The organism is Kribbella sp. NPDC026611 (assembly GCF_040638345.1).
GTDB lineage: Bacteria > Actinomycetota > Actinomycetes > Propionibacteriales > Kribbellaceae > Kribbella.
Genome location: NZ_JBEZYC010000008.1, coordinates 204,179 through 227,710, shown reverse-complemented (window position 1 = coordinate 227,710; position 23,532 = coordinate 204,179). Strand labels below are relative to the sequence as shown.

Here is a 23,532-nt window from a genome sequence, read left to right as displayed (position 1 = left end):
CGCCATATGCCAAAACCAGCACCCTCCACGACCTTGGAGACCACGGCGGCCCCAGGTCGCAGGTGGTGGGGAACAGCACCCACGTAGTACCGCGAGCCAACCACCCGAACCCACTCACCACAACCAGTCCACGTCACCAGCTCCACCCAGTGGCTTTCACCCGCGAGCGCAGCGAGCAACCCCCGGCGCCAGCCGGTACGAACGGGTGGATGGTGCCACGCAACACCGCGCAGGATGAACGACCCGCACCCACCCACCACAGCCAGCCCACGTCACCAGCCCCACCCGCGGCTTTCACCCGCGAGCGCCAGCGAGCAGCCCCGGCGGTAGCCGGGAACCCACCGGCGCCAGCCGGTAGAAGACGGGTGGGTGGGGCGGCGCGTAGTGGGTGCCGTGAGGAGCGCAGCGACGAACGGCACCCACGCAGCACCGCGTAGGGCGAACCACCCCACCACCCACCACATCCAGTTCACCTCACCAAGCCCGCCCGGGGCTTTCACCCGCGAGCGCCAGCGAGCAGCCCCGGCGGTAGCCGGGAACCCACCGGCGCCAGCCGGTAGAAGACGGGTGGGTGGGAGTGGGTGGAGCGGGTGCGTCGGAGGAGCGTAGCGACGACAGAGCGCCCGCGTAGCCCGCGTGGGGAGGACTAGAGTTTGCGGCCGACGGCGGCGGCTATGCATTCCTCCACCTGGTTGAGGGGTTTGATTCGGGGGCCGTCGGGCCACCACTCGTCGCACAGCGCAAGGCCGGGCGGGATCAGTTCCTGGTCGGGGAAGAGTTCGAGGAGTTCCTTCCGGGTGCGGAACTTGCCGCTGCCCATCGGGCTGTGGAGGAACTTTTCTTCCATCTGGCGGGCGATCGCCGAGTGTTCGGGGGTTTCCGGGTCGAAGAAGTGCGCCACGACCGTGTACGAGCCGGGCACCACGGCGTCGACGTACTTCTGCATGATCGCCGGTCCGTCGTCGCCGATGTAGTGGTGCAGCGTGCCGTTCTGGATCACCGCGATCGGCCGGCTGAAGTCCAGGAACTCCTTGACCTCGGGCAGGTTCAGCACCTCGTCCGGGTCGAAGATGTCCGCGCTGACGAACAGCGTGTTCTCGTTCTCCTCCAGCAGCGCCCGCCCGTGTGCGAGCACCACCGGGTCGTTGTCGATGTAGAGGACCTTCGCCTCCGGCGCCAGCCGCTGCACGACCTGGTGGGTGTTCTCGGCGGTTGGGAGGCCGGAACCACAGTCCAGGTACTGCGTGATGCCCGCCTGCCCGGCCAGGAACCGGCAGGCGCGGATCAGGAAGTTCCGGTTCGACCACGCGAGGTCGTTGACCTGAGGCGCCACCGACGCGACCTGCCGGAGCACTTCACGGTCGATCTCGAAGTTGTCCTTGCCGTTCAGCGCGGCGTCGTACACCCGCGCGATGCTGGCTCGGGTGGTGTCCACGCCCACCGGGTTCGAACTGGGTGCCTTGGTGGCATCGGCCATCGGCGGAACCTCGCAGAGAGTAATCGGGATGTGTGCCACCGACTCTACTGACCGTGCGGGCGCGCGGACACCGAGTCAGCGCGTCGGGCTGGACCGATTCACAATCCGTTGTGAAATGATCTACAACTGCACCGGGTGAACGCTGGGAGGCGAGGGGTGACCGAACCGGGCGCGTACGGCGGCCCGACCGTCCTGCGCATCATGCTCGGGGTCCATCTGCGCCGCCTTCGCGAGGCGGCCCACGTCAGCCGGAGCGAGGCCGGCTGGGCGATCCGCGGCTCGGAGTCCAAGATCAGCCGGCTCGAGCTCGGCCGGGTCGGGTTCAAGGTCCGCGACGTCGAGGACCTGCTCACGCTGTACAAACTGGACGACAGCCAGGAACGCGAGCGTCTGCTCAACATGGCCCGGGAAGCCAACAACCCGGGCTGGTGGCAGCGGTACGACGATGTCACGCCGACCTGGTTCCACTCGTACCTCGGCCTCGAGATGGCGGCCGACCTGATCCGTACCTTCGAGCTCCAGTTCGTCCCCGGCCTGCTGCAGACCCCCGACTACGCACGCGCCGCGATCGCCCTGGGTCGCCAGGACCGCCCACTGTCCAAAGCAGAGCAGGAACGCCTTGTCGCGTTGCGCATGAACCGCCAGCAGGTGCTGACGAGACAGCGACCTGCCCGGCTGTGGGCCGTGATCGACGAGGGGGTATTGCGCCGCCCGATCGGCAGCCGCGCAATCCTCAAGGACCAGCTCGAGTACCTGCTGGAAGCGTCCCACCGGCACAACATCACGCTGCAGATCATCCCGTTCGCGAAGGGCGGCTACACCGCGACCGGCAGCGCGTTCACCCTGCTGCGGTTCAACGACACCGATCTCCCGGACATCGTCTACATCGAGCACCTGACCAGCGCCGTGTACCTCGACAAGCGCGAGGAGCTGGACGCGTACGTCGTCACGATGGACTCGGTCTCGATCAGCGCTGCCCAGCCGCGCGAGACCGAAGGCATCCTCCGCCACGCCCTCGAGCTCCTCGACCAGCGCGGCGAGGCCTAGGGAGACACGCCCTAGCTGCGCGGTTTGGCGCCCGGTCCAGGTTGCAGTGAGACCTCGCGGGGCGTCGGTTCATGACCGCCGTCGCATTGCAAGGCGACAGAGACCTTGCCGCCACAGTCGCCACGGTGCGTAGGGATCAGCGGTGGACCATCGTCCAGTGGCAGATACTGATCGGCCCACTGGATCATCGCCACCAGCACCGGATACAGGTCGAGCCCGGCCTGCGTCAGCCGGTACTCCGAACGCTCCCGCTGCCCCGGCAGCCGGTACGGATGCCGCCGGATCAGCCCGCGCTCGATCAGCGCCGCCAGCCGCTCGGTCAGCACCTGCCGCGGAATCCCCGCCCGGCTCCGGATGTCCTCGAAACGCCGGACGCCGACGAACACCTCGCGCAGGACGTGGAACGTCCACTTGTCGCCGAGGATCTCCATCGTGCGGGAGATCGTGCAGTTCTCGGTCGACCAGTTCATCGCCGCCGACGGCTGCTCGGTCATGGTCATACCACCAGGATAAGTCTGCTTGACAGACTCAGCCAAGTGGAGTCAGGCTGAATCCGTGAACCAGACCCAGGTGGGACCGCCCGTCGTCCGCCGCGCCGGTGAACCCGACACGGACGAGCTGGCCCGAATGCTGATGGGGCTGACCGACCTCAGCCTCTACTTCCGGTTCCAGACCGCGATCGGCCGGCCACCGCGTCCGGCGGTCCTGCTGCGGATGCTCTGCCCGACCGGCGCCGCCTTCGTCGCCACCCGAACCGACGAATCCGGTCGCGCGGATGCAGAGGCGGGAGGCGAGACCGTCGTCGGCCACGCGATGTGGGCCTGGGCGCCCGGCGAGGCGACCGCCGAGCTCGCGGCCGTGATCGCCGAGGCGGAGCAACGCAAGGGGCTCGGCATCCGGATGCTCTCCACCGCGGCCGCGGACGCCTTGGCCGCCGGAGCCCGGCGCTTCCTCTTCGTCGTTGGCGCCACCAACGACGCCGCACTCCGGATGGTCCGGCACCGCTGGCCGGAGGCAACCGCCGAGCGCGACGGCACGGTAGTCAACTTCGTCGTCGACGCCCGCCTACCGGACCAGCCGGAAGAACGCGCGGATGTCGTCGACGAGCAGGTCGGGCGCCTCCAGCGCGGCGAAGTGCCCACCGCGGGTGAACTCCGACCAGTGGACGATGTGGTGCTGACGGTCTAGCACCTGCCGGATCGCCGGATCGGTCGGAAACACCGCGACGCCCACCGGCACTCCCGGTCTGACGACCTCCGCAGCCTGCCGGTTCTCGTAGTACAGGTTGGCTGACGTCGCGCTCGTGTTCGCGAACCAGTAGATCGACACATCGGTCAGCAGATGGTCCAGCGCGACCGCATCCTCCGGCAGCTCGCGCGCCGGGTCGGTCCACTCCCAGAACTTCTCCAGCACCCACGCCAGCTGGCCGGCCGGCGAGTCGCTCAGCCCAAACGACACCGTCTGCGGCCGGGTCCCCTGCAGCTCGGCGTACCCGGTCCCGACCGCACGCAACCGCTCGGCCGCAGCCAACCGCTCCCGCTCGACGTCGGTCAACACGTCCCCTGGCTCCACAGCAGGAAACGCCAGTCCCCCATTGATGTGTACGCCGACAACGTGCTCCGGATCCACCTGCCCGACCAGCGGCGACACCACCGACCCCGTGTCGCCACCCTGCGCGCCGTACCGCTCGTAGCCCAGGCGCGACATCAGCACAGCCCATGCCCGCGCGATCCGCCCGTGGTCCCACCCGTCCTGCAACGGCACCGAGAATCCGTGCCCAGGCACCGACGGCGCCACCACATGAAAGGCGTCCCGCGGATCGCCGCCATGAGCCGCAGGATCCGTCAGCGGACCGATCACGTCCAGGAACTCGGCCACCGACCCCGGCCACCCGTGTGTCAGCACCAACGGCAACGCGTCCGGCGACGGCGACCGCACGTGCAGGAAGTGAATCAGCTGCCCATCGATCTCCGTCACGAACTGCGGATACGCGTTGAGTCGCTCCTCCCACTTCCGCCAGTCATAAGCAAGCCACCGCTCGGCAACAGACCGCAGATAGTCAACCGGCACACCACGGGCCCACCCCGACCCAGGTAGTTGCCGAGGCCAACGAGTCTGCCGCAGTCGCTCCCCGAGGTCGTCCACGGCCTGCTGCGGTACGTCGATCCGATACTCACGCACGCGCCGAACCTACCCCGGCGCGCGGACAGTTTCAGTCCTCGAGGACCGCCGGCGCCGGGCACCCGATCAGCACGCTCACGTCGTCACCGGCGCGGTGAGCATGCCGACGATGCCGTCGATCAGCCCGTCGGCCATCTCCCGCCAGGTCGCCCGCGTGGTCGGCCGGCCCTCCGCCAGCGCCCGCTCGAACTCTGCGGTCATCTGCACGATCAGGTGCCGGGCCATGTCGCCGCGCTCCCTGCGCACCGGCTCCGGCAGGTCGGCGAGCAGCTCACCGAGGCCGTCGACGATCCGCAGCATCGACGGTGAGTTCAGCGACAGCTCGATCTGGATCATCCGGAGCGCCGGATCGTTCATCAGTTGCGCGCTGAACCGGGCGAGCCAGCTCGGCGTACCGAGGCCGGCCATGTGGTCGGTCGACGACCGGACCAGCACGGTCACGAAGTCGCGCAGGTCCGGGGTGTCGCCGATCTCGGCGAGCAGCTCGCGCCGGCGCGCCTCGATCGGCTCGGCGTGCTTCTGGACGATCGCGCGGATCAGGTCCGCCTTGGTGCCGAAGTGGTACCCGACCGCGGTGTTGTTGCCCTGCCCGGCCGCCTCGCTGATCTGCCGGTTCGACACCTCGTGCACACCGCGCTCGGCGAACATCCGCTCGGCTGTCGTCAGGATCAGCTCGCGGGTCGTGTTCACCCGCGCCGACCGGACCGCCTTCGCCATCATCATCTCCTCCAGTGTGCCTCGCGGACTTGTTTAAGTCAACTGCCTGACATAATGTATGGTTGCAGAAACCAACTACCTACCGCTGTCCGCCTTCGGAGGCTCTCGATGTCCGCTTCAACTGCGCCGGCCGTGCGCTCAGGCGCCGTGGTACCGGTGCTCGCCTCGGCCGGCATCACCGTCGCGCTGATGCAGACCCTGGTGATTCCCCTGGTCCCCGAGCTGCCGCGGCTGCTGCACGCGTCGGCCGCCGAGACCGCCTGGGCGATCACCGCGACCCTGCTCGCGGCCGCGGTCGCGACGCCGATCATGGGCCGGCTCGGCGACATGTACGGCAAGCGCCGGATGCTGCTGATCAGCATCGGCCTGCTGATCAGCGGCTCGGTCGTGGCCGCGCTGAGCAGCTCGCTCGGCCCGATGATCGCCGGCCGGGCACTGCAGGGCATGGCCTCCGGAGTGATCCCGCTCGGGATCAGCATCATGCGCGACGAGCTCCCGACCGAGCGGCTCGGGACGGCGACCGCGCAGATGAGCGCGTCCCTCGGCGTCGGTGGCGCGCTGGGCCTCCCCGCGGCGGCGTTGCTGGCGGAGAACTTCAACTGGCACACGCTGTTCTGGGTGTCGGCCGGGCTCGGCGTGATCGTGTTCGGGCTGGTCGTGCGCTTGGTCCCGGAGTCAGCGGTGCGGTCCGGCGGCCGGTTCGACCTGCCGGGCGGGCTGGGGCTGTCGATCGGTCTGGTTTCGTTGCTGCTGGCAATCTCTCAGGGTGCGACCTGGGGCTGGACCGGCGGTCGCACGCTCGGCCTGTTCGCGCTCGCCGTGGTCGCGTTGCTGGTCTGGGGCTGGTGGGAGCGTCGTACGCCGCAGCCGCTGGTCGACCTGCGCACGACGGCGCGGCCGCAGGTGCTGCTGACCAACCTGGCCTCGATGGTATTCGGGTTCGCGATGTTCGCGATGTCGCTGGTGCTGCCGCAACTGCTGCAGATGCCGAAGGCGACCGGCTTCGGGCTGGGCCAGTCGATGCTCACGTCCGGTCTGGTGATGGGACCGTCCGGTCTGATCATGCTGGTCACCGCGCCGTTCTCGGCGAAGATCTCCAAGGCCCGCGGCCCGAAGGTCACGCTGATGCTCGGTGCGGTCGTGGTCGCGGCCGGATACGGCGTGGGCGCCGCGCTGATGAGCGAGGTCTGGGAGCTCGTGCTGGTGTCGCTGCTGATCGGCGCGGGCATCGGCCTGGCGTACGGCGCGATGCCGGCGCTGATCATGGCCGCCGTACCGGTGTCGGAGACGGCCGCCGCGAACAGCTTCAACACGCTGATGCGGTCGATCGGTACGTCGGTGTCGAGCGCGGTGGCCGGCGTGATTCTGGCCAACCTGACGATCAGCCTCGGCGGGTACACGTTGCCGTCGCAGACCGGCTTCCGCGTGGTGCTGCTGATCGGTGCGGGGGCTGCGCTGACCGCGCTGGCGGTGGCGTCGTTCATTCCGACGCGGCGTACATCTTCCGAGGTACCGGAGAGCATCCGTTCGGTAGACGCCGAGCCGGTGGGGTAGTTCCTAGCGTCAGGTGCATGAAAGCACTTGGTGTTGCGGCCCTTCTCCTCGGATTGACTGCCTGGCTGCGGTTTCCGGACGTACTGCTCGACCTCGACCCACGGTGGGTCTGGTGGCCGGCCTTCGTCCTGGTCGCGATCGTGCTGCCGCTGCTGCTGACGGCCTGGACGCTCCGCCGCCCCGGACGCGTCCTACGGGCCGTTGGGGCGGCGGGGCTGGTCGTCACCGCCGCCCGCTCGCTGGTCTGGCTGACGAACGCAGCCCTACCACCGGACCGCGGCCTCTACCTGACCTCGGCGATCCTCACCACCGCGTCCCTGCTCTTACTACCGGTGTGGCTCGTCTGGCTCAGCGGACTGCGTCGACTGACCGCGGCACTGGTCACACCGCTGGCCGTCATCGTCTACGCCGTCGCCACCATCCAACTGACCCCGGCTCGACCATCCAACCGGGTCCCAGCCGTCCCCAGCGCGATCGGATCGGTCTTCTACCTCGTCCCGATGGCCTTCCCACAGGTCGTCGGCCTGCCCGAAAACCCCAGTGAACTAAGGGCTTCCAACCAACGCACCCTGGCCGAACCACCCGCCGTGCAATCCTGGGCGACCCGCACGGATATCTCTGCCAACGGCGTTCGCAGCGAGTGGATCTGCGCCCGCACCGCCACGAAGGACCACGCGATCCTCTACCTCCCCGGCGGCGGCTTCACCTCCGAAGCAGGCAACGGCCCTCGCCGCTGGGCCGCCACGATCTCCCAACAGACCAACGCCTGCGTCCTCCTGGCCCACTACCGTCTCCTCCCCTATCCAGCCGGACACGATGACAGCATCACGGCGTACCGTTGGCTGCTCCAACAAACCGGTAGCGCGGACCGCATCGCGGTCATGGGCGACTCGGCCGGCGGCAACCTCACTTTGACCACAGCGCTGACGCTGAAGAAGTACGGCGTACCGCTGCCGGCCGCCCTGGTCTCGCTGTCGGGCGTGGCCGACCTGAGCCTCACCGGCAAGACCTTCCGCACCCTCGCCAATCGCGACCCGATCCTCTCGCCCGGCCAGCGAAAGCTCGTCTACGACAGCTACACGAAGAACGGCACCCTCAACACCCACGACCCGCTCATGTCCCCGCTGTACGCCGATCCCACCGGGCTACCGCCAACCATGCTGATGGTCGGCAGCCAAGAGGTCCTGCTGAGCGACATCCAGACCCTCGCCGCCCACTTCAAGTCCGCCGGCGTCCACACCGACCTGACCGTCTGGCCCGGCATGCTCCACGCCTTCCCACTGGTCCTGGAAGAGGCACCGGAAACCACCCTGGCCAACGCCCGGATCGGCCGCTTCATCACGCAGGCGTGGTCCGCGCGAGGAAACTGAGAGTCCGCTCGGTCATCAGCTTCGCCGCGGCCTCGTCGTACGCCGGGAGGGAGGAATCGGCGAACAGGTGCTCCTTGCCGGGGTAGAGGAAGAGCTCGGCGCCGTCGACCGTCTCCACGAGTGCCTTCGCCGCCTCGGCGTCCTCCAGGTAGAACTCGTCCTCCTCCTTGGCGTGGACCTGGACCGGGACGCCGGTCGGCCACTCGCCGAACTCCTCCGTCGGGAGGCACGAGTAGTAGAACAGGGCACCGACCGCACCGGGCCGGGTCTGCGTCAGGTTCTGCGCGGGCATCACGCCGAGCGAGAAGCCGGCGTACACGACTCGCTCCGGCAGGCTCTGGGCGGCCTCGATGCCGCGCTCCATGACCGCGCCGAAGCCGGTCTTCTTCGCGTACTCGATCCCCTCCTCGAGTGTCGCGTAGGTGTGGCCCTCGTACAGGTCCGGCGTGTGCACGGTGTGGCCCGCTTGCCGTAGCTCCTCGGCAAACGCCTGCACGCCGTCGGTCAGTCCCTGCGCGTGGTGGTACAGCACGATCTCAGCCATCGTCAGCTCCAATGATCCAAATATCTCGAACAATCCGCGATGTTAGTCTATTGGCATCATGGCGATCAACAGGCCGGTGCCGGACTACGAGCTCGCGGACACCGTCGAGCTCACCACCGCCGAGCAGGTCCGGGCCATCAGCGACCCATTGCGGACGACGATCCTCGGCCTCCTGCACGAGCGGGCCGCGACCGTCACCGAGCTGGCCACCGCGGTCAAGCGGCCGAAGAGCACGGTCGCGCACCACGTGAAGGTGCTGACCGACGCCGGGATCCTGCGAGTGGTCCGGACCCGGAAGGTGCGCGCGATCGAGGAGCGGTTCTACGGGCGCGCGGCCCGGATGTTCTACGTCGGCCTCGGCCGGCAAGGTGCCGAGGGACAGCTGCCGCACGACTTCAACGACTTCGAGGTCGCGGCCGAGGAGTCCAAGGCGGCCTACGACGCGGGCGAAATGCGCTCGTTCATCCGGCACGCGCGGATCCCCGAGGAGCGGGCGCGCGAGTTCTGGCAGCAGGTCGACCGGCTGATCCACAGCTTCGACCAGCTGCCGCGCTCCGGTTCGACGACGTACGGCTTCACCGTCGGCCTCTACCCGATTATCGACTACCCGACCCTGCCGCCCGCCGGCGACGAGGTCTGAGCCTCCTCGGCGGCGTACCGCTCGAGGACCTCTGGCAGACGGTCGAGTACGTCCCGGACGACGGCGTACTGTTCCACGCCGAACTCCTGCTCGAGCCGACGGTCGAGCTCGAACAGATAGCGGAAACCGTCCGCTGCGACCGCCGTCCCGTGCTCGGAGTAGTCGACGACCTTGGCCCGGCCGTCGTTCGGGTCGGCCCGCATCTCGAGCAGGCCGAGGGCGACCATGTCGCGGATCACCTCACCCATCGACTGGCGGGTGATCCCGGCCCGGGTGGCCATGTCCGCGGCCCGGGCGCCGCCGGCGTGCAGGAAGCCGAAGACCGAGTTGTGGGCCATCTTGACCTCGGTGTGCCCGTCGGCCTGCGCCCGGCGCACCATGTCCGACTGCAGCGCGCGATGGGCGCGCTCGACCAGCGCGATCAGCGGTTTGCGATCAGGACGTGGTGGCTGAGGGCTTGACATGTTGTAAGGATACCTTCCAATATTTTGACAGGAATCCTTACGGTATCAGGGAGGGCCCGATGGATCACGGGGAGCTTCACCCAGTCGTCACCGGCTTGTTCGCCCGCGGGCGCCGGCGGACGGTCCGCGTCGCCCTCGAGCAGGAGTACGTCGTCTCCGCCGCCGACGGTGGCGTGGTGCCGATCGAGCGCGTCCGCGCCGCCGCCGCCGGATCGAGCGCCGCGCCGTACATCTCGTTCGAGCCCGGCGGCCAGCTCGAGCTGAGCCTGCCGCCCGCGCTGGATCCGGTGCGCGAACTGCGCGCGCTGACCGCGGATCTGCGCCGGCACCTGATCGCGGCAGGCATTTCGCTCGCACCGGTCCCGGTCGATCCACGGCTGGACGTGCCCTTGCAGCTGACCGCGCCGCGGTACGTCGAGATGCAGCGGCACTTCGATCGGATCGGCCCGGCCGGTCGCCGGATGATGCGGCGTACCGCATCCACCCAGGTCTGCCTGGACTGGTGGCCGGGCAGCGCAGGACTCGAGCAGTGGCGCGTGCTCAACCTCGCCGGCCCGTTCCTGGCAGCCGCGTTCGCACGCCCGGGCGGTCGACTCAGCACCTGGCTGGAGGTCGACCCGGCCCGCACCGGCTTCGACGACCGCGTGCTGTACGGCGACGACCCGGTCGCGGCGTACATCGCGTTCGCTGCCGGCGCTGAGGTGTTCGTCGACGGTCCGGACGGGCACGTCAGCACGCTGTTCCCGCCGGTCCGGCCGCGCGGCAGCTACCTCGAGGTCCGCTTCCTCGACGCTCAGGAACCGTCAGACACCGAATGCGCGGTCGCCGTCCTCACCAGCTTGATGTACGACGACGCGCACCGGCGCAACGTCCTCCGGAGCCTCGAACCCGAGCGGCACCACCTGGCCGAGCACTGGCGAGCCGCTGCGGCGGGCGACCCGGCCCTGTCCTTCCGCGGTGCGGAGGTGGCGGCATGAGCGGCGTCCTGTTCGTCACCGATCCGATCGTCGGACTCCAGGCCGACATCGACGCAAGCATCGGGCTGATGAGCGCCACGCAGGATCTGGGGTACGACGTCTGGTGCTGCGAGCCGGAGCACCTCGCCGTGGTCGACGGGCGCGTCCGCGCCAACGCGCGCCGGATCCGGCTCCGGCCGCGGCGCCCGGCCGGCGGCGACCACCGCTGGCTGGTCGACGCGACCTGGTGGGACGACGCCGGCAGCGCGGTCATCGACGTGGCGTCCTGCGAGCTGGTGCAGCTGCGGATCGATCCGCCGGTGGACGCGCGGTACCTGCACACGACGTACCTCCTCGACCTGGTCGAGCGGGCCGGCACGCGGGTGATCAACCGCCCGGAAGGCATCCGGGCGATGCACGAGAAGCTGGTCGCGCTGCACTTCCCCGAGCTGTGCCCGGCGACGTACGTCGGTGCGGACCCGCGGGAGCTGCGGGCGTTCGTGGCCCGGGTCGGCGCGACGGTCGTCAAGCCCGTCGACGGGTTCGCCGGACGCGGCGTGTGGCTCGTGCCGGACGACCGGAGTGCGACCGCGCTGCTGGAGTCGGCGACCCACGGCGGGCGCCGGCAGGTGATCGCCCAGCAGTACCTGGAATCCGTTGCGCAGGGCAACAAGAGGCTGTTCCTGCTGGACGGCGAGATCATCGGCGCGGTGCTGCGCCGGCCGGCGGCCGACGACTTCCGGATCGGGCCACCGGTCACGGCGGCCGAGATCGACGCCGACGACCGCCGGATCGTCGCCGCGCTCGGTCCGGTCCTGCGTCGCCACGGCCTGGCGATCGCCGGTCTGGACGTGATCGGCGGCCGGCTGATCGAGGTCAACGTCACCTGTCCCGGCGGCATGCACAAGACCGACGCCCTGCTCGAGACCGAGCTCAGTCACACCATCGTGCGCCAGCTGGCGACCGTTCGAGAAGGAGTACTCACATGACTATCAGTACCGTCACTGTCTGCTGCATCGCCGCGCTGGGGATCCTGCTGTTCCTGCTCGGCGCCAACGTCACCCGGAACCGGGCTCTGCGCGGTGCCGGGAACCAGCTCCCGACCGACCCCACGGATCGGTTGATGATCGCGGTCCGGGCTCACGGCAACGCCGCCGAGTACGTGCCGACGATGATCGTGCTGCTGCTCGTCTGCTCGGCTCTGTCGGACAGCGTGCTGATCGACATCCTCGCCGTCGCGGCCCTGGTGGTGCGGGTCACGCACGCGGTCGGCATGCTGACCTCCCGGACGCTCGCGACGCACGGTCCGCTCCGCGACATCGGCGCCATGGGCACCTACCTGGTCGGCATCGCGCTCGGCGTGACCGCGATCGCGACGATCTGAGATCTGGTCTAGATAGGACCCCAACGCCCGGCGGGAGCTGTTCGTCTTGGGTGGGCGTGGAGACGATTGTCGGGTACGCGTTCGACCGGGGTTCCGGTCGCGCGACTGCTGGAGTGGAACGAGTGGAGGCGTACTACCGGACGCTGTGGGGTGACGACGTCGTCCGGGACCGGTGTGACGCCGGTGCGGTCGGGCTGATCAGCTGGAGGCGCGCGAAGCCGCTCTCCAGCTGGCCGGCTTGGCAGTCGGCGGACGGGTTGTGCGTGGCGAGTCTGTACGCGCCGCTGGGCTACGAGTCGATCGTGGGGGACGTCGTACCGTCGGAGGCCGCCGTACCACTGGCGCGGGCTGCTCTTGCTGCGCCCAGTCGGTTGCTGGAGCTGGCTGCGCCGTTCGTGCTTGGCGTGGTGGACGAGGTGGCTGAGCGGCTCGAGCTGTTCACCGACTCGGTGGGGTTGGGGCGGCTGTTCCAGGTGCGGACACCGGACGGATGGGTGTGGAGCAACCGGCCGGTCGCTGCGTGCCTGTTCGCAGACCTGCCGGTGCGGGCCAACGCTGAGGGCTGGCAGTACGCCGCTGGGTGCGGCTGGTTCATGGGCGACACCACGCCGTACTCCGGTGTGCAGGTGGTGCCGGGCGCTACGCACATCGCGGTCGATCGACGGCGGCGGATGGTCACGCGGATCGATGCGACGAGCATCTGGTCGGGCTCGACGAGGGTGGAGGAGACCGCGGAGGCACTGCGTGGTGTGGCGCGGTCCATTGGTCGGCTGTGGCCAGGGACTCCGACTGTGGACCTCAGTGGTGGACGGGACTCCCGGGTGGTCGCGGCCGCGTTCCTGTCGGCCGGTGTCGACGTACGGCTGAACAGCTACGGTGCGGAGGCACCGGTCGCGGAGGAGTTGGTTGCTGCGCTGCCCTTTGAGGTGGAGCACGTGGTCAAGCAGCCTCAGGTAGTAGCAGTGGGGTCACCGATGCTTCCGGCGGTGGTGGACCGCGTACGGCGATGGCATCGGTATAGCGAAGGGCTGCGGCCGGCGTCGTACCTCTTCCACGGTCCACCGGATGACCTGGTCGGTGTGGATCACCTGGCGATCGGTGGTGCGGGCGGGGAGGTCGCGCATGGGCACTTCTACCCGCGCGACGTGCTCACGCTGGGCGCGGACATCGAGGTGTTCACGCAGCGGCTCCTTGCGCGGCTCGTGCCTGCGAGCGGTCCGGCCGAGGCGGCGCGGGAGGCGGTGCGGGCGCAGATCCAGCGGGTACTGCGGGAGGCCACGGACGGAGGGCTCGACGACGCGCGGATGCTCGACCACTTCTACATCGTCGAGCGGCTGCGGCGGTGGGGCACCACAGGTGAGCGCAGCGGAGTCGTGTCGCCGTTGCTGGTGCCTGCGTTCATGCGGGGCGCGTTTGGATTGACCACGCGGGAGCGGTTGGGCAACGAACTGCATCTGGCGTTGCTGCGGGAGCTGGTGCCGCAGTGGGCGGACATCCCGTTCTACAAGCCGACCGCGTCCGCACCGCCGCAGGTGAAGCGGCTGGGCGCCGTACCGGACTCTGCAGAGGTACGGGCTCGGCTTGGTGGGTCTGCTGACTTTGACGACTCGGCGATCGAGGCGCTCTGGGCGTTGTCGGCGGCTGGGAAGAGCACTACGGCTGACGAGGTGGCGCTGCGGCAGCTGCTGTGGCGGTCGGTCTTCGACGACCACCTGGCTGAGGTCAACCAGCACGTCTCGCAGCCGCCTGCACAGGCGGCCACACCGGTGGTCCGGGCGAGTCCGCTGAAGCAGCGGGTCCGAAGGAGTCCCGCAGTACGGCGACTTGCGCGGACGCAGGTGTGGCGCTCGATCAGAAAACATCGGCGCTGACCCAACGCGTCAGCGCCTCAACTCGTCCTGGTAGGTGATGGCTGACTGGGAACGAGTCTTCAGGGAGCTGCTAGCGGCGCGGGGAGCCGCGTTGCGGGCGTACGCGTACCTGCTCACCGGCGAGTCCGCCGCTGCGGCCGACCTGGTGCAGGAAGCACTGCTTCGGGTGTTCGGGCGGCTCCGGGTCGGTGACGACATCACCCAGCTGGAGGGGTACGTGCGGCGGGCCATGCTCAACCAGTTCGTCGACGGACGACGCCGGGCGCGGCTGTGGCGGGCGAACCGGCACCTGCTGGTGGCGCCCGACGTACACCACGACGACGACCAGACGCTCGCGGACGAGGTACGGCGGGCGCTCGCCACGCTGTCGCCGAAGCAGCGCGCCTGCGTGGTGCTTCGGTACTACGAAGACCTGTCGGTACTGGAGATCGCGGAGGAGCTCGGATGCGCGGAAGGCACGGTGAAACGGCACCTCGCCGACGCGCGGACGAAGCTCGCGACCCAGCTCACGGTGCCCGAGGAGGCAGTGCGATGACATCTGACGAGACAGCTGACGACCTGCAGCGCCTGTTCCGGACGATGGCCGACGAGGGCAGCCAGACAGTCGCCGTGGACGAGGACGTGCTGGTCCCGCAGATCCGGCGCAACCGCCGGCAGCGCGGGGTCCTGGCGACCTTGTCCGCAGCGGTCGCCATCGCGGCGGTTACCGCGGGTGCGTACGCCGTGCTGCCAGAGTCCCAGCCGCCGCTCGCCGCGCCATCTGCTGTGACGACCTCGTTGCCGACCAAGGATCCGGGGCGACTCGGCAATGGACCGGTCTGCGGGGGGATGTTCGACAAGGGTTTCCCGCCACGCATCCCGAGCGGGATGGACGGGCTGGACGTCAAGCCCGCCAAGGTGCACCGGACGACTGCGGGCGGCTGGACCGGGAGCCTCGAGATCGAGGTGACTCCGCCGACGCGGGTCGACCAGCTCCGTCGGACGGTGCGGCTCGACGTCACATGGCAACGGAAGGTGGTGGGGCACGCGACGCTGACCATGCGGCCGGGCGCCGGCCGGCACAGCATCGTGTACCACGTCGAGATCGTGACCTGCGACCAGTCGATCCCGCCGGGAACGGTCGTGCTCTACGGCGAGCTGCGGTCACCGAAGAACCCGATGACGATCTTTCCCGTCCAACTGGGTTGAGAACCGGACCGCGGTCCGTTAGTTTGGCGGACGTGGACACCCGAGCAGGACTCGAACGGATCAAGGAGCTCGGCCGGCGGGATTTCTGGCTGGCCGTGGCCATCACCCAACGCAGGTCCGGCGAACCGGCCGCCTCCGTGGTCAATGCCGGCGTCATCGATCATCCGCTGACCGGTGAGCCGGTGGTCGCGTTCGTCGCCCGCGGGCGGACCGCGAAGCTGACGCACCTACGGCGTACCCCGCAAGCCACGCTGGTGTTCCGGGCCGGCTGGGAGTGGGTCGGCGTGAGCGGTTCGGTCGAGCTGGCCGGCCCGAACGACCCGTTGGCGGGGATCGACGCGGAACGGTTGCGGGTGCTGCTGCGCGACATCTACGCGGCCGCCGGCGGCGTACATCCGGACCTGGAGGAGTACGACCGGGAGATGGTGGCGGACCGGCGTACGGCGGTGCTGATCACGCCGGAGCGCTTCACCAGCAACCCCGCGGGCGCGGATCACCAGGAAGACGCGTGAGCACCGGACCGCTCGCCGAGACGACGTCCGGCGGCGTCTCGGTCACACCCGGGACCGTGCAGGTCTGGTCGGATCTGCTGTGTCCGTTCGCTCATGTGGCGATCCACCGGCTGCGCGCCGCGCGGGACCGGCTGGGGCTCTCGATGCAGCTCGATCACCATACGTTCGCGCTGGAACTGTTCAACGGCCCGCACTCGCGCCCCGGGACGGACAGCGAGGCAGTCGGCCTCGGAGTACTGGCTCCGGAGATCGGCTTCCGCCTGTGGACCCAGCCCGACTGGACCTACCCGTCGACAGTCCTGCTGGCTGCTGAGGCTGTGCACGCAGCCAAGGAGCAGGGCCTACGAGCCTCCGAGGACCTGGACGCGGCCCTCCGACGAGCGTTCTGGTTCGACTCCCGCTCGATCGGCCACCGCCAGGTGATCCTCGACATCGCCGAGGAGGTCGACTCGGCCGACGCCAAGTCCCTGACGGACGCACTCGACGACGGCCGAGCCCGGAGCGCTCTGATGGCAGACCACGCGATCGCCGTCACCGACATCATCCAGGGCAGCCCGCATCTCTTCCTTCCCGACGGCACCAGCACCCATAACCCCGGCATCAAGGTGCATTGGGAAGGCCCTTGGGCCTCCGGCTACCCGATCGCCGAAGCTACCGATCGAGACTGGCCCGAACACCTCCTCCACACCGCTGCGGGCTAGCCCTGGTTGATTAACTACTGGCGTTAGTTTATGTTAACTAACACCAGTAGTTAATGCTCTCAGGGGAGTGGACATGCCTCGACCACCGCGGATCGATCGGGCGAGCCTGCTCGCCGCGAGTCTCGAGTTGCTGGACGCCGAGGGGGCCGGCGGGTTGTCGATGCGGGCCGTGGCGGACCGGCTGCAGGTCAAGCCGGCCTCGCTCTACAACCACGTCACCGGCAAGGAAGAGCTGAATCAGCTGATCGCCGACGCGGTCTGGTTGCGGGTCGTCGACGGGCTGACGGCCGGCACCGGCTGGCGGCCGTTCCTCAGTGCGCTGGCCCGGCAGATCCGGGAGACGCTGCGGGCGCACCCGGGCGCGGCCCAGATCCTCGCCGTCACGAATGTCTCGGCGGCGACGTACGAACCGCTGATCCCGGTCGTCGCCGACGCCTTCAGCACCCTCGACATCGCGGCCGAGGACGCGCTCTTCATCGCCTCCTCGCTCAGCGTGCTGGCGATCGGCCTCGCGCTGGCCGAGTTCGGCGACGCACCCAACCCACCGGTCGCCCCGCGGGAGTACTACGACCACTGGTTCGAGCTGGCCGTCGAGACGTTCCTCGACGGAATCGCCGCCCGCTTCCCCCAGGAGAACTGATGCTCACTGTCTCGATAGTGCTCATCGTCGTCGCACTCGCGTACTTCGTCACCACGACGCTCGTCGACCTCGGACCACTCAACAACGTCAACGCCGCCACCGCGCGCGAACGCCGTACCGAGGTCGCGATCAACGTCCCGATCCTGATCCTCCCCGCCGTCCTCCTCGCGCTCGGCGGCACCCTCGGCAAGAGCTGGCTGGTGTACGCCGGCGCCGGCGTGCAGGGGCTGATCTTCCTGTCCGGGCTGGCGTTGTGGTGGTTGCCGTACCTCGTCGGCTACACGGCGCCCTGGGCAACGGCCGGCACGGGTACGACATGGAAGGAGCTGCACGCCCGCACCTATGCCCACACGATCATTGTGCTACCCCGGATCGGCGACCGGCCGCGCCCGAATCTCGAGCACATGATCCTGCACTCGCTCTACCTGGCGGCCGCACTAGCCGGCCTGGCCGCCGCCTAAGTCGTTGCTAAGAGCAATGTTCAACAGGTCGCCGAGCTGATCGAGCTGGGCGCTGCTGAGGGAGCTGAAGGACGCGGCGAAGACCTCGTCCACGGCATGCTGACCGGCCGCTCGCAGGCGGGCGCCCTCCTCGGTGAGGCGATGCTTGACGGCCCGGCCAGGCCCCGGGACGCGCTCGATCAGACCGCGGTCGGCCATCCGCGTCGCGAGCGAACCGAAGGACTGGTCGGTCTGGAAGGTCAGCACCGCCAGGTCGTGCAGCGAGGCGTCCGGGTGCTGATCCAGGTGCCGCAAGGTGTCCCACTGGATCAGCGAGAGACCGAGCGGGGCCAGCACCCGGTTCAGCGCGCGGTGATGCCGATGCTGCAGACGCTTGACGGCGAGCGAGACCTCGCCGGGCTTGTATTTCATGAGGCGACTATATCAGGTTGCTTATCTCAAGAAGCTGATCTAAGGTTACTTATATGACCTCCTCTTATCTTCTGCTGCACGGCGGCGGTGGGGTGGCGACGATGCAGTCCTTCGGGAATCTGCTCGCCACCCACACCGGCGCCGATGTCCTGGTCCCCACCCACCCCGGCTTCGGCGGCACCGACAGACCAGCCGACCTCACGTCCGTCCCCGCGCTGGCCCAGTGGTACGCCGACCAGCTCGACGGCGACGTCACCGTCATCGGCAACTCGTTCGGCGGCTGGCTGGCCGCCGAACTCGCACTGACCGGCAGCCCTGCCATCGCCCGGGTCGTACTCCTCGACGCGATCGGCATCGAGGTCCCCGGCCACCCGATCACCGACGTCAGCAAACTGACTCTCCCCCAGATCCAAGCCTTGTCCTGGCACGACCCGTCCAAAGCCCCAGGCGCGAGCGGACCCAGTCCGGACATCCAGGCACTGATCGGGTACACCGGACCCACCATGTCCGACCCGGCGTTGCTCGACCGGCTGCGCGGGATCGCCGTACCCACGCAGGTGTTGTGGGGTGACAGCGACGGGATCGTCGACCCGGAGTACGGGAAGGCCTACGCGGCCGCGATTCCGGGGGCGAGCTTCGCGCTGGTTCCGCGGTCCGGGCATCTGCCTCAGCTCGAGACGCCCGGCGAGTTGCTCGAGCTGCTGGGATAACGTTTCCAGCGTCAGCTTCGAGCTCAGGAGGTCGTACGTGTCGACGGTTGCGTTGGGTGCGAGCGGGACGACCGCTTCGCGGGTCGTGCTCGGGCTGATGCGGATCAAGGAGCTGAGTGACGCCGAGGTGCGGACGCTCGTCGGCACGGCGCGGGACGTCGGTGTGACGATGTTCGACCACGCGGACATCTACGGCGGGCCGCACGGCTGCGAGCAGCGGTACGGCGACGCGCAGCCCGTCCCCGCGGCCGAGCGGGACCAAATCATGATCCAGTCGAAGGTCGGTATCCGGCCGGGGTACTTCGACTTCTCCCGCGAGCACATCGTCTCGAGCGTCGAGCAGTCGCTGGCCGCGCTGCGGACGGAGTACCTCGACGTACTGCTGCTGCACCGCCCCGACACCCTGATGGAGCCGGACGAGGTCGCCGCCGCGTTCGAGGACCTGCATGCCGCGGGCAAGGTCTCGTCGTTCGGCGTCTCCAACTTCACCCCCGGCCAGATCGAGCTGCTCAGCCAGTCCGTCCGGCAGCCGCTCGTCGCCAACCAGCTCCAGTTCAGCCTGGCGCACGCGCAGCTGGTCGCGCAGGGCCTGGCCGCGAACATCATGGGCCTCGAGCAGTCCGGCGACCGCGACCTCGGCATCCTCGACTACAGCCGCCTCAAGAAGATGACGATCCAGACGTGGGGCTCGCTGCAGAAGCCTTCACCGGGCGGCGTCTTCATCGGCGACCGCGAGCGGTACGCCGAGCTGAACGACGTACTGGACGAGCTCGCGCAGACGCACAACTCAACGCCCACTGCGATCGCCCTCGCCTGGATCGCGCGTCACCCGGCCGAGATGCAGATCGTCATCGGCACCACCACCCCCGCTCGGGTCCAGGAAGCCGCCGACGCGATGTCGGTGACGCTGAGCCGGCAGGAGTGGTACCGCCTCTTCACCGCGGCCGGCCACACCCTGCCGTAGCCGCCCGTCCTTGGGTCAGGCGGGAGAGATCCGGTAGACCTGGGCGTAGCCGTTCAGACCGACAACCAGCCAGTCGCGGGAGACGTGCGCGAGCTGCTCGGCCTTTCGCATCGCCGGCGTGCAGGCGGCTCCGGTGCGGTCCAGAGCGATCAGTCCCTCGAACTGGGTGTCCTCCGGATCGCTGCCTCGGTACGTCTGGGTACGACCCCAGATGTACGGACCGACACCGTACGCACCATAGAACGTGATGCCGTGGTGCCGGTGCCTTCCCTTGGTCGGTGAGCCTTTGGGCAGGGTCTGGGTGACGAAGCCGTTCGGTCCCTTGGCCCACCAGTTCATCCCGCTGTCCCAGACGAGCAACGGCGGATCGGAGGCCACTGCCGCGGGGATCTCGTCGCTCTCGAACTTGAGTTGCTTGCCGGTGGACAGCCGCACCACCTGGACGACGCCTTTGTCGGTCGGGCACAGAACGGTGTGGTCGGCTGCCGTTCCCTCGTGGTCGATCGCCCCGACCAAGCGAACTGTCCCGGTCCAGCGAACCTCTCCGGTCCGCGCGTCCCGGACCTCCGGCAGCCACTCCGCCGACGTTCGCTTCGCGACGACGACCGAGTTTCCGTCTCCCGACAACCCGACGACGTCCGTTGCCCGCCACAGCTCGGCACCGGTCTTGGCGTCCAGCGCGATCGTGGTCGGCCGATGAGTTCGATCCGGAAAGAACGGTCCGAACGGCGCGCTGACGGTCGCGAGTACGACGGACTCGGCGACGGCCGTCACCATCGTGCGGTCCGTGGACGCCGTGGACATCGCCCGGTACCCCCAGACCGGATCGCCGGTACGAACGTCGACCCCGGCGACACCGCTGGTCGTCGCACCCTTGGGCGCGGCCGCGTAGGCGACCGGAAGGATCCCCTCCGCAACTTGCACGGTCGGCCGCTGCACGGGCTTGGAGGAGTACCCCAGAAACGCAGGCCCGACGACACAGATCCACCCATCGCCTACCCCTGGCACCGACATCGGTCTACCGCCGTCGATCACCCAGGCCTTGGTCCCGTCGGCCGCACCGAAACAGACCACCCGGCCGGTCTCCGTCCCGGTTCCGTCAGCCAGCAGCACCGAGTCACCGACGATCCGCGCCCGACCAGGCAGCCTGTCGGCCGGCACGGTGAGCCGCTCCTGCCAAACCTTCTCGAGCTTCAGCTTCGGCGCGGCCTTGTCGGCAGCATTGGCGCACGCCGCGACCAACGGCACTGAGGCGGCGGCAAGGAGAACGGTCCGGCGACGTAAGAGCACAGCCGGACCGTAGCAACCCCAAAGCTCAGTTGCTCAAAGCAACGACTCAACGGCTGCTGGGTGGGCGCGATGGCTCCCAGTAGACCGGTCCCAGGCGGATGGCCGGTTCGGGTCGGGTCGGGTCCGTGGCCTCCGGCTGGGCTCCGTAGGTTCGCCGTATGCGCACGTTGTTCGTCGGTGCGGGTCTGGTCCGGTCGTAGGCGGTACGGCGGATCGGGTCGCGCAGCGTCGCGTACGCGGTGAGGAGCTCTTGCAGGCGTTGGTCGGCGTATTCGTCGGACTCCGGCATCCCGCGGGTGTCGGGATGAAGGCGGCGTACGAGGCGGCGGAAGGCGCGGTCGAGGTCGTCGCCGGAGGCGTCGACGGTGACACCGAGCAGCGCGTACGGATCGGGAGGTCGCTCGGTCATCGCGCTGTTCACCTCCGTTGATCGCGTCAGCTCGTACGGCCGGAGGACCGGGGTGATGCGGCGGCCCGCCTGGAGCTTCGTCCAGGAAAGGACACGCGGCGGAATTGGGGGGGTCGTCGCCGGTCGAGGGGTGACTGGCGGGCGGCCGCATCACCGGGTCAGAAACATCGTCGATTGTCGGTTGCACTCACCTCCTTTGCTGTCGCTCTTTGCTGTCGCTCCGCAGGTCCTGCCGGGGGCGCGGAGGACCTCGCTCGCGGCCGCGTGGCCGTCGATGCGGCACGCGACCAGGACGGATGACGGGTTGCGCCGGCCACCTCGCCGGTCGTGGTGCGGCCCATCCGCCGTCGGGTGGGCAGAGACGGTCCGAGGGTGGCTCGCGCGGCGATTCCCAGCAGTCAGCAATGAGGTCGTCGAACTCGGCCCGCATCAGCTCGTCGTCGCCGAGCACGAGGTCGACGAAGACCTCGACGTCAGCTGTCTGCTGCTGGAGCGCAGTCATCGATCTCACCTCGTCGACAACTTTCCTCGTCGAGTGGCGTTGCGTGGAACCGGGTCAGGCGTTGATCTGCTTGCGGTCGTCGCCGGTGTGCGCGATCGCGATCTTGCGCGGCTTCGCCTGCTCCGCGATCGGGATCCTCAGCGTCAGCACGCCGGCCTCGTAGTTGGCCTCGATCCGGTCGGCATCCAGCGTGTCGCCGAGGAACAACTGCCGGGAGAACACCCCGAGCGGCCGCTCGGAGACCTGCAACTCCACACCCTCACCGGTATCGAGCGGCCGACGCTCGGCCTTCACCGTCAGCACGTTGCGCTCGATGTCGAGCTCGATCGCATCCGCCGACACCCCCGGCAGATCGAACGCCACGACGTACTCATCGCCATGCCGGTAAGCATCCAACGGCATCGGAGTCGGCCGCGACCAGGTCCCCGGCGTCTGATTCCCGAACACCTGCTGAGCAAACCGATCCAACTCCCGGAAGGGATCAGTGCGCATCAACATCGTCCCCACACCTCCTCTACCGTCATCACGGGTGGTGTCAACACGCACTTCTTAAATACCACGTCATCGATTGGATGACAAGCACTTTGTCATCCATCCGATGACGAACCTGGCCAAGCGTCGACGCAGGACGCCGGCTTGGACAGCCACCGCGAGCGAAGCGAGCGAACCCGGCACTCACCGGGAACACCGGGGCACTCGCCCCCGAACAAGCAGGGTGGGGTGGGGCGGCGCGCAGTGCGGCGACGAAGGAACCGTGCGTAGCACCGCGCTGGGACTACCTCCAGCACCCGCGGTACGACGAGTAGTACGCCAGCCCGGGCCAGCCGCCCTCACCACCTTGTCCGACGCCAGCAGCCGATCCGCGCGAGCTACTACGCCGGCTTCCCTCCACCCGGTGAGATCTCCGGAACAAAAATGCCACCTGGTGACACTTAATCTCCGAAGATCCCGCGCACCCCAGGCTGAGTCGACCCACCTCAGCCCATCACCAGCAGTACGGCGAGTGGTGCGCCGGCCCGGGGTAGTCGCCCGCGAGCGGCAGCTCGCAACACCGCGAGCGCAGCGAGCGAACCCCCGGCACTCGCTGGGAACACCGGGCACCTGCCCGAACAAACGGGCGGGTGGGGCGGCGCGCAGCACGGCGACGAAGGAGCCGCGCGTAGCACCGCGATGGGACTAACACCTGCACTACCACCAGCAGTACGAGATGTAGTGCGCCCGCCCGGTGCAGTCACCGCGAGCGCAGCGAGCAACTCCCGGCGCCAGCCGGAAACCGCGAGCGCCAGCTCGCAACTGCGAGCGCAGCGAGCAGAACCCCGGCGTCAGCCGGGAACACCGGGGCACCAGCCCCCGAACAGACGGGTGGGTGGGGCAGCGCGTAGCTCGGCGACGAAGGAGCCGTGCGTAGCACCGCGATGGGGGGCTAACACCTCCACCACTCACCAGCAGTACGACAAGTAGTACGCCAGCCCGGGGTCGTCACCCGCGAGCGGCAGCGAGCAACCCGCCAGCGGCAGCTGGCAGGAAAGCCGGCGCAAG

At 68.8% G+C, this 23,532-nt stretch carries 27 protein-coding genes and 1 pseudogene; 17 read left to right on the top strand and 11 right to left on the bottom strand.

Annotated features, from left to right (window positions below):
• Window positions 1-646: 646 nt before the first annotated feature.
• On the bottom strand, window positions 647-1,477 hold the full coding sequence (locus AB0E69_RS30440) for an SAM-dependent methyltransferase (RefSeq protein ID WP_360153741.1): 831 nt from the start codon (window positions 1,475-1,477) through the stop codon (window positions 647-649).
• A gap of 156 nt (window positions 1,478-1,633) precedes the next feature.
• Here AB0E69_RS30440 and AB0E69_RS30435 point away from each other — a divergent pair, with 156 nt between their 5' ends.
• The gene (locus AB0E69_RS30435; protein WP_360153738.1) at window positions 1,634-2,524 is read left to right on the top strand and encodes a helix-turn-helix transcriptional regulator; all 891 of its coding nucleotides are present in this window, start codon (window positions 1,634-1,636) and stop codon (window positions 2,522-2,524) included.
• A gap of 11 nt (window positions 2,525-2,535) precedes the next feature.
• Here AB0E69_RS30435 and AB0E69_RS30430 read toward each other — a convergent pair whose 3' ends face one another.
• On the bottom strand, window positions 2,536-3,024 hold the full coding sequence (locus AB0E69_RS30430) for a helix-turn-helix domain-containing protein (protein ID WP_360153735.1): 489 nt from the start codon (window positions 3,022-3,024) through the stop codon (window positions 2,536-2,538).
• 127 nt (window positions 3,025-3,151) lie between these two features.
• On the opposite strand from AB0E69_RS30430, the pseudogene AB0E69_RS30425 reads away from it, so the two are divergent.
• Window positions 3,152-3,508 (top strand): annotated as a pseudogene (locus tag AB0E69_RS30425) (GNAT family N-acetyltransferase); the annotation flags it as partial.
• A gap of 81 nt (window positions 3,509-3,589) precedes the next feature.
• Here AB0E69_RS30425 and AB0E69_RS30420 read toward each other — a convergent pair.
• Both AB0E69_RS30420 and AB0E69_RS30415 read right to left on the bottom strand, forming a co-directional pair.
• Window positions 3,590-4,705 (bottom strand): epoxide hydrolase family protein, encoded by a 1,116-nt coding sequence (locus tag AB0E69_RS30420; RefSeq protein WP_360153732.1) that lies wholly within the window; start codon window positions 4,703-4,705, stop codon window positions 3,590-3,592.
• 75 nt (window positions 4,706-4,780) lie between these two features.
• Entirely contained in the window at window positions 4,781-5,422 is a 642-nt protein-coding gene (locus AB0E69_RS30415; protein ID WP_360153729.1) for a TetR family transcriptional regulator, read from the bottom strand.
• A 108-nt stretch (window positions 5,423-5,530) separates the two neighbouring features.
• On the opposite strand from AB0E69_RS30415, the gene AB0E69_RS30410 reads away from it, so the two are divergent.
• Together AB0E69_RS30410 and AB0E69_RS30405 are read left to right on the top strand one after the other, a co-directional pair.
• The gene (locus tag AB0E69_RS30410; RefSeq protein ID WP_360153726.1) at window positions 5,531-6,976 is read left to right on the top strand and encodes an MFS transporter; all 1,446 of its coding nucleotides are present in this window, start codon (window positions 5,531-5,533) and stop codon (window positions 6,974-6,976) included.
• A gap of 17 nt (window positions 6,977-6,993) precedes the next feature.
• The gene (locus AB0E69_RS30405; RefSeq protein ID WP_360153723.1) at window positions 6,994-8,346 is read left to right on the top strand and encodes an alpha/beta hydrolase fold domain-containing protein; all 1,353 of its coding nucleotides are present in this window, start codon (window positions 6,994-6,996) and stop codon (window positions 8,344-8,346) included.
• Here AB0E69_RS30405 and AB0E69_RS30400 read toward each other — a convergent pair.
• Window positions 8,315-8,890: a dienelactone hydrolase family protein gene (locus AB0E69_RS30400; protein ID WP_360153720.1), complete on the bottom strand. Its 576-nt coding sequence runs from the start codon at window positions 8,888-8,890 to the stop codon at window positions 8,315-8,317. The two genes, AB0E69_RS30405 and AB0E69_RS30400, sit on opposite strands and share 32 nt — an antisense overlap.
• Window positions 8,891-8,948: 58 nt before the next feature.
• Here AB0E69_RS30400 and AB0E69_RS30395 point away from each other — a divergent pair, with 58 nt between their 5' ends.
• Window positions 8,949-9,530 carry a winged helix-turn-helix domain-containing protein gene (locus AB0E69_RS30395; protein WP_360153717.1) on the top strand — a complete coding sequence of 194 codons (582 nt, stop codon included), beginning with the start codon at window positions 8,949-8,951 and terminating at the stop codon, window positions 9,528-9,530.
• Here AB0E69_RS30395 and AB0E69_RS30390 read toward each other — a convergent pair.
• Entirely contained in the window at window positions 9,494-9,994 is a 501-nt protein-coding gene (locus AB0E69_RS30390) for a MarR family winged helix-turn-helix transcriptional regulator (RefSeq protein ID WP_360153714.1), read from the bottom strand. The genes AB0E69_RS30395 and AB0E69_RS30390 overlap by 37 nt on opposite strands.
• A gap of 59 nt (window positions 9,995-10,053) precedes the next feature.
• Here AB0E69_RS30390 and AB0E69_RS30385 point away from each other — a divergent pair, with 59 nt between their 5' ends.
• The 10 genes from AB0E69_RS30385 to AB0E69_RS30340 all read left to right on the top strand — a co-directional run bounded on the left by AB0E69_RS30385 (window position 10,054) and on the right by AB0E69_RS30340 (window position 17,707).
• Window positions 10,054-10,971, top strand: coding sequence for a glutamate-cysteine ligase family protein (locus AB0E69_RS30385; protein ID WP_360153711.1), 918 nt, complete (start codon window positions 10,054-10,056; stop codon window positions 10,969-10,971).
• Window positions 10,968-11,939 (top strand): hypothetical protein, encoded by a 972-nt coding sequence (locus tag AB0E69_RS30380; protein ID WP_360153708.1) that lies wholly within the window; start codon window positions 10,968-10,970, stop codon window positions 11,937-11,939. Before AB0E69_RS30385 ends, AB0E69_RS30380 begins: the two co-directional genes overlap by 4 nt.
• Window positions 11,936-12,334: an MAPEG family protein gene (locus tag AB0E69_RS30375; RefSeq protein WP_360153705.1), complete on the top strand. Its 399-nt coding sequence runs from the start codon at window positions 11,936-11,938 to the stop codon at window positions 12,332-12,334. The genes AB0E69_RS30380 and AB0E69_RS30375 overlap by 4 nt, the downstream gene beginning before the upstream one ends.
• Before the next feature lie 56 nt (window positions 12,335-12,390).
• A complete protein-coding gene (locus tag AB0E69_RS30370; protein WP_360153702.1) occupies window positions 12,391-14,205 on the top strand; it encodes a hypothetical protein in 1,815 nt (604 codons plus the stop codon).
• A gap of 37 nt (window positions 14,206-14,242) precedes the next feature.
• The gene (locus AB0E69_RS30365; protein WP_360153699.1) at window positions 14,243-14,740 is read left to right on the top strand and encodes a sigma-70 family RNA polymerase sigma factor; all 498 of its coding nucleotides are present in this window, start codon (window positions 14,243-14,245) and stop codon (window positions 14,738-14,740) included.
• Complete coding sequence (locus AB0E69_RS30360) at window positions 14,737-15,393, top strand: hypothetical protein (protein ID WP_360153696.1); 657 nt, start codon at window positions 14,737-14,739, stop codon at window positions 15,391-15,393. The genes AB0E69_RS30365 and AB0E69_RS30360 overlap by 4 nt, the downstream gene beginning before the upstream one ends.
• A gap of 32 nt (window positions 15,394-15,425) precedes the next feature.
• The gene (locus AB0E69_RS30355; RefSeq protein ID WP_360153693.1) at window positions 15,426-15,905 is read left to right on the top strand and encodes a pyridoxamine 5'-phosphate oxidase; all 480 of its coding nucleotides are present in this window, start codon (window positions 15,426-15,428) and stop codon (window positions 15,903-15,905) included.
• A complete protein-coding gene (locus AB0E69_RS30350) occupies window positions 15,902-16,606 on the top strand; it encodes a DsbA family protein (protein ID WP_360153690.1) in 705 nt (234 codons plus the stop codon). Before AB0E69_RS30355 ends, AB0E69_RS30350 begins: the two co-directional genes overlap by 4 nt.
• A gap of 73 nt (window positions 16,607-16,679) precedes the next feature.
• Complete coding sequence (locus tag AB0E69_RS30345; protein ID WP_360153687.1) at window positions 16,680-17,246, top strand: TetR family transcriptional regulator; 567 nt, start codon at window positions 16,680-16,682, stop codon at window positions 17,244-17,246.
• On the top strand, window positions 17,246-17,707 hold the full coding sequence (locus tag AB0E69_RS30340; protein WP_360153684.1) for a hypothetical protein: 462 nt from the start codon (window positions 17,246-17,248) through the stop codon (window positions 17,705-17,707). The genes AB0E69_RS30345 and AB0E69_RS30340 overlap by 1 nt, the downstream gene beginning before the upstream one ends.
• Here the strand turns inward: AB0E69_RS30340 and AB0E69_RS30335 are convergent.
• Entirely contained in the window at window positions 17,684-18,118 is a 435-nt protein-coding gene (locus tag AB0E69_RS30335) for a MarR family transcriptional regulator (protein ID WP_360153681.1), read from the bottom strand. The genes AB0E69_RS30340 and AB0E69_RS30335 overlap by 24 nt on opposite strands.
• A 53-nt stretch (window positions 18,119-18,171) precedes the next feature.
• Here AB0E69_RS30335 and AB0E69_RS30330 point away from each other — a divergent pair, with 53 nt between their 5' ends.
• Window positions 18,172-18,828, top strand: coding sequence for an alpha/beta hydrolase (locus tag AB0E69_RS30330; RefSeq protein WP_360153678.1), 657 nt, complete (start codon window positions 18,172-18,174; stop codon window positions 18,826-18,828).
• A 37-nt stretch (window positions 18,829-18,865) separates the two neighbouring features.
• A complete protein-coding gene (locus tag AB0E69_RS30325) occupies window positions 18,866-19,792 on the top strand; it encodes an aldo/keto reductase (RefSeq protein WP_360153675.1) in 927 nt (308 codons plus the stop codon).
• Between the two features lie 15 nt (window positions 19,793-19,807).
• Here the strand turns inward: AB0E69_RS30325 and AB0E69_RS30320 are convergent, their stop codons facing one another.
• The 4 genes from AB0E69_RS30320 to AB0E69_RS30305 form a co-directional block, all read right to left on the bottom strand.
• Window positions 19,808-21,082 (bottom strand): hypothetical protein, encoded by a 1,275-nt coding sequence (locus AB0E69_RS30320; RefSeq protein ID WP_360153672.1) that lies wholly within the window; start codon window positions 21,080-21,082, stop codon window positions 19,808-19,810.
• 46 nt (window positions 21,083-21,128) lie between these two features.
• Window positions 21,129-21,491 (bottom strand): J domain-containing protein, encoded by a 363-nt coding sequence (locus AB0E69_RS30315; RefSeq protein ID WP_360153669.1) that lies wholly within the window; start codon window positions 21,489-21,491, stop codon window positions 21,129-21,131.
• 187 nt (window positions 21,492-21,678) lie between these two features.
• Window positions 21,679-21,993, bottom strand: a complete 315-nt coding sequence (locus tag AB0E69_RS30310; protein WP_360153666.1) for a hypothetical protein — start codon at window positions 21,991-21,993, stop codon at window positions 21,679-21,681.
• Window positions 21,994-22,047: 54 nt separating this feature from the next.
• Window positions 22,048-22,485 carry an Hsp20/alpha crystallin family protein gene (locus AB0E69_RS30305; RefSeq protein ID WP_360153663.1) on the bottom strand — a complete coding sequence of 146 codons (438 nt, stop codon included), beginning with the start codon at window positions 22,483-22,485 and terminating at the stop codon, window positions 22,048-22,050.
• Window positions 22,486-23,532 lie beyond the last annotated feature (1,047 nt).

Coding starts and splice junctions, on each gene's coding strand:
- AB0E69_RS30415 (WP_360153729.1), bottom strand. CDS start 5,422: ATGGCGAAGGCGGTCCGGTCGGCGCGGGTGAACACGACCCGCGAGCTG.
- AB0E69_RS30430 (WP_360153735.1), bottom strand. CDS start 3,024: ATGACCATGACCGAGCAGCCGTCGGCGGCGATGAACTGGTCGACCGAG.
- AB0E69_RS30380 (WP_360153708.1), top strand. CDS start 10,968: ATGAGCGGCGTCCTGTTCGTCACCGATCCGATCGTCGGACTCCAGGCC.
- AB0E69_RS30395 (WP_360153717.1), top strand. CDS start 8,949: ATGGCGATCAACAGGCCGGTGCCGGACTACGAGCTCGCGGACACCGTC.
- AB0E69_RS30400 (WP_360153720.1), bottom strand. CDS start 8,890: ATGGCTGAGATCGTGCTGTACCACCACGCGCAGGGACTGACCGACGGC.
- AB0E69_RS30330 (WP_360153678.1), top strand. CDS start 18,172: ATGACCTCCTCTTATCTTCTGCTGCACGGCGGCGGTGGGGTGGCGACG.
- AB0E69_RS30365 (WP_360153699.1), top strand. CDS start 14,243: ATGGCTGACTGGGAACGAGTCTTCAGGGAGCTGCTAGCGGCGCGGGGA.
- AB0E69_RS30440 (WP_360153741.1), bottom strand. CDS start 1,477: ATGGCCGATGCCACCAAGGCACCCAGTTCGAACCCGGTGGGCGTGGAC.
- AB0E69_RS30385 (WP_360153711.1), top strand. CDS start 10,054: ATGGATCACGGGGAGCTTCACCCAGTCGTCACCGGCTTGTTCGCCCGC.
- AB0E69_RS30310 (WP_360153666.1), bottom strand. CDS start 21,993: ATGACTGCGCTCCAGCAGCAGACAGCTGACGTCGAGGTCTTCGTCGAC.
- AB0E69_RS30340 (WP_360153684.1), top strand. CDS start 17,246: ATGCTCACTGTCTCGATAGTGCTCATCGTCGTCGCACTCGCGTACTTC.
- AB0E69_RS30315 (WP_360153669.1), bottom strand. CDS start 21,491: ATGACCGAGCGACCTCCCGATCCGTACGCGCTGCTCGGTGTCACCGTC.
- AB0E69_RS30305 (WP_360153663.1), bottom strand. CDS start 22,485: ATGCGCACTGATCCCTTCCGGGAGTTGGATCGGTTTGCTCAGCAGGTG.
- AB0E69_RS30360 (WP_360153696.1), top strand. CDS start 14,737: ATGACATCTGACGAGACAGCTGACGACCTGCAGCGCCTGTTCCGGACG.
- AB0E69_RS30390 (WP_360153714.1), bottom strand. CDS start 9,994: ATGTCAAGCCCTCAGCCACCACGTCCTGATCGCAAACCGCTGATCGCG.
- AB0E69_RS30405 (WP_360153723.1), top strand. CDS start 6,994: ATGAAAGCACTTGGTGTTGCGGCCCTTCTCCTCGGATTGACTGCCTGG.
- AB0E69_RS30345 (WP_360153687.1), top strand. CDS start 16,680: ATGCCTCGACCACCGCGGATCGATCGGGCGAGCCTGCTCGCCGCGAGT.
- AB0E69_RS30335 (WP_360153681.1), bottom strand. CDS start 18,118: ATGAAATACAAGCCCGGCGAGGTCTCGCTCGCCGTCAAGCGTCTGCAG.
- AB0E69_RS30410 (WP_360153726.1), top strand. CDS start 5,531: ATGTCCGCTTCAACTGCGCCGGCCGTGCGCTCAGGCGCCGTGGTACCG.
- AB0E69_RS30375 (WP_360153705.1), top strand. CDS start 11,936: ATGACTATCAGTACCGTCACTGTCTGCTGCATCGCCGCGCTGGGGATC.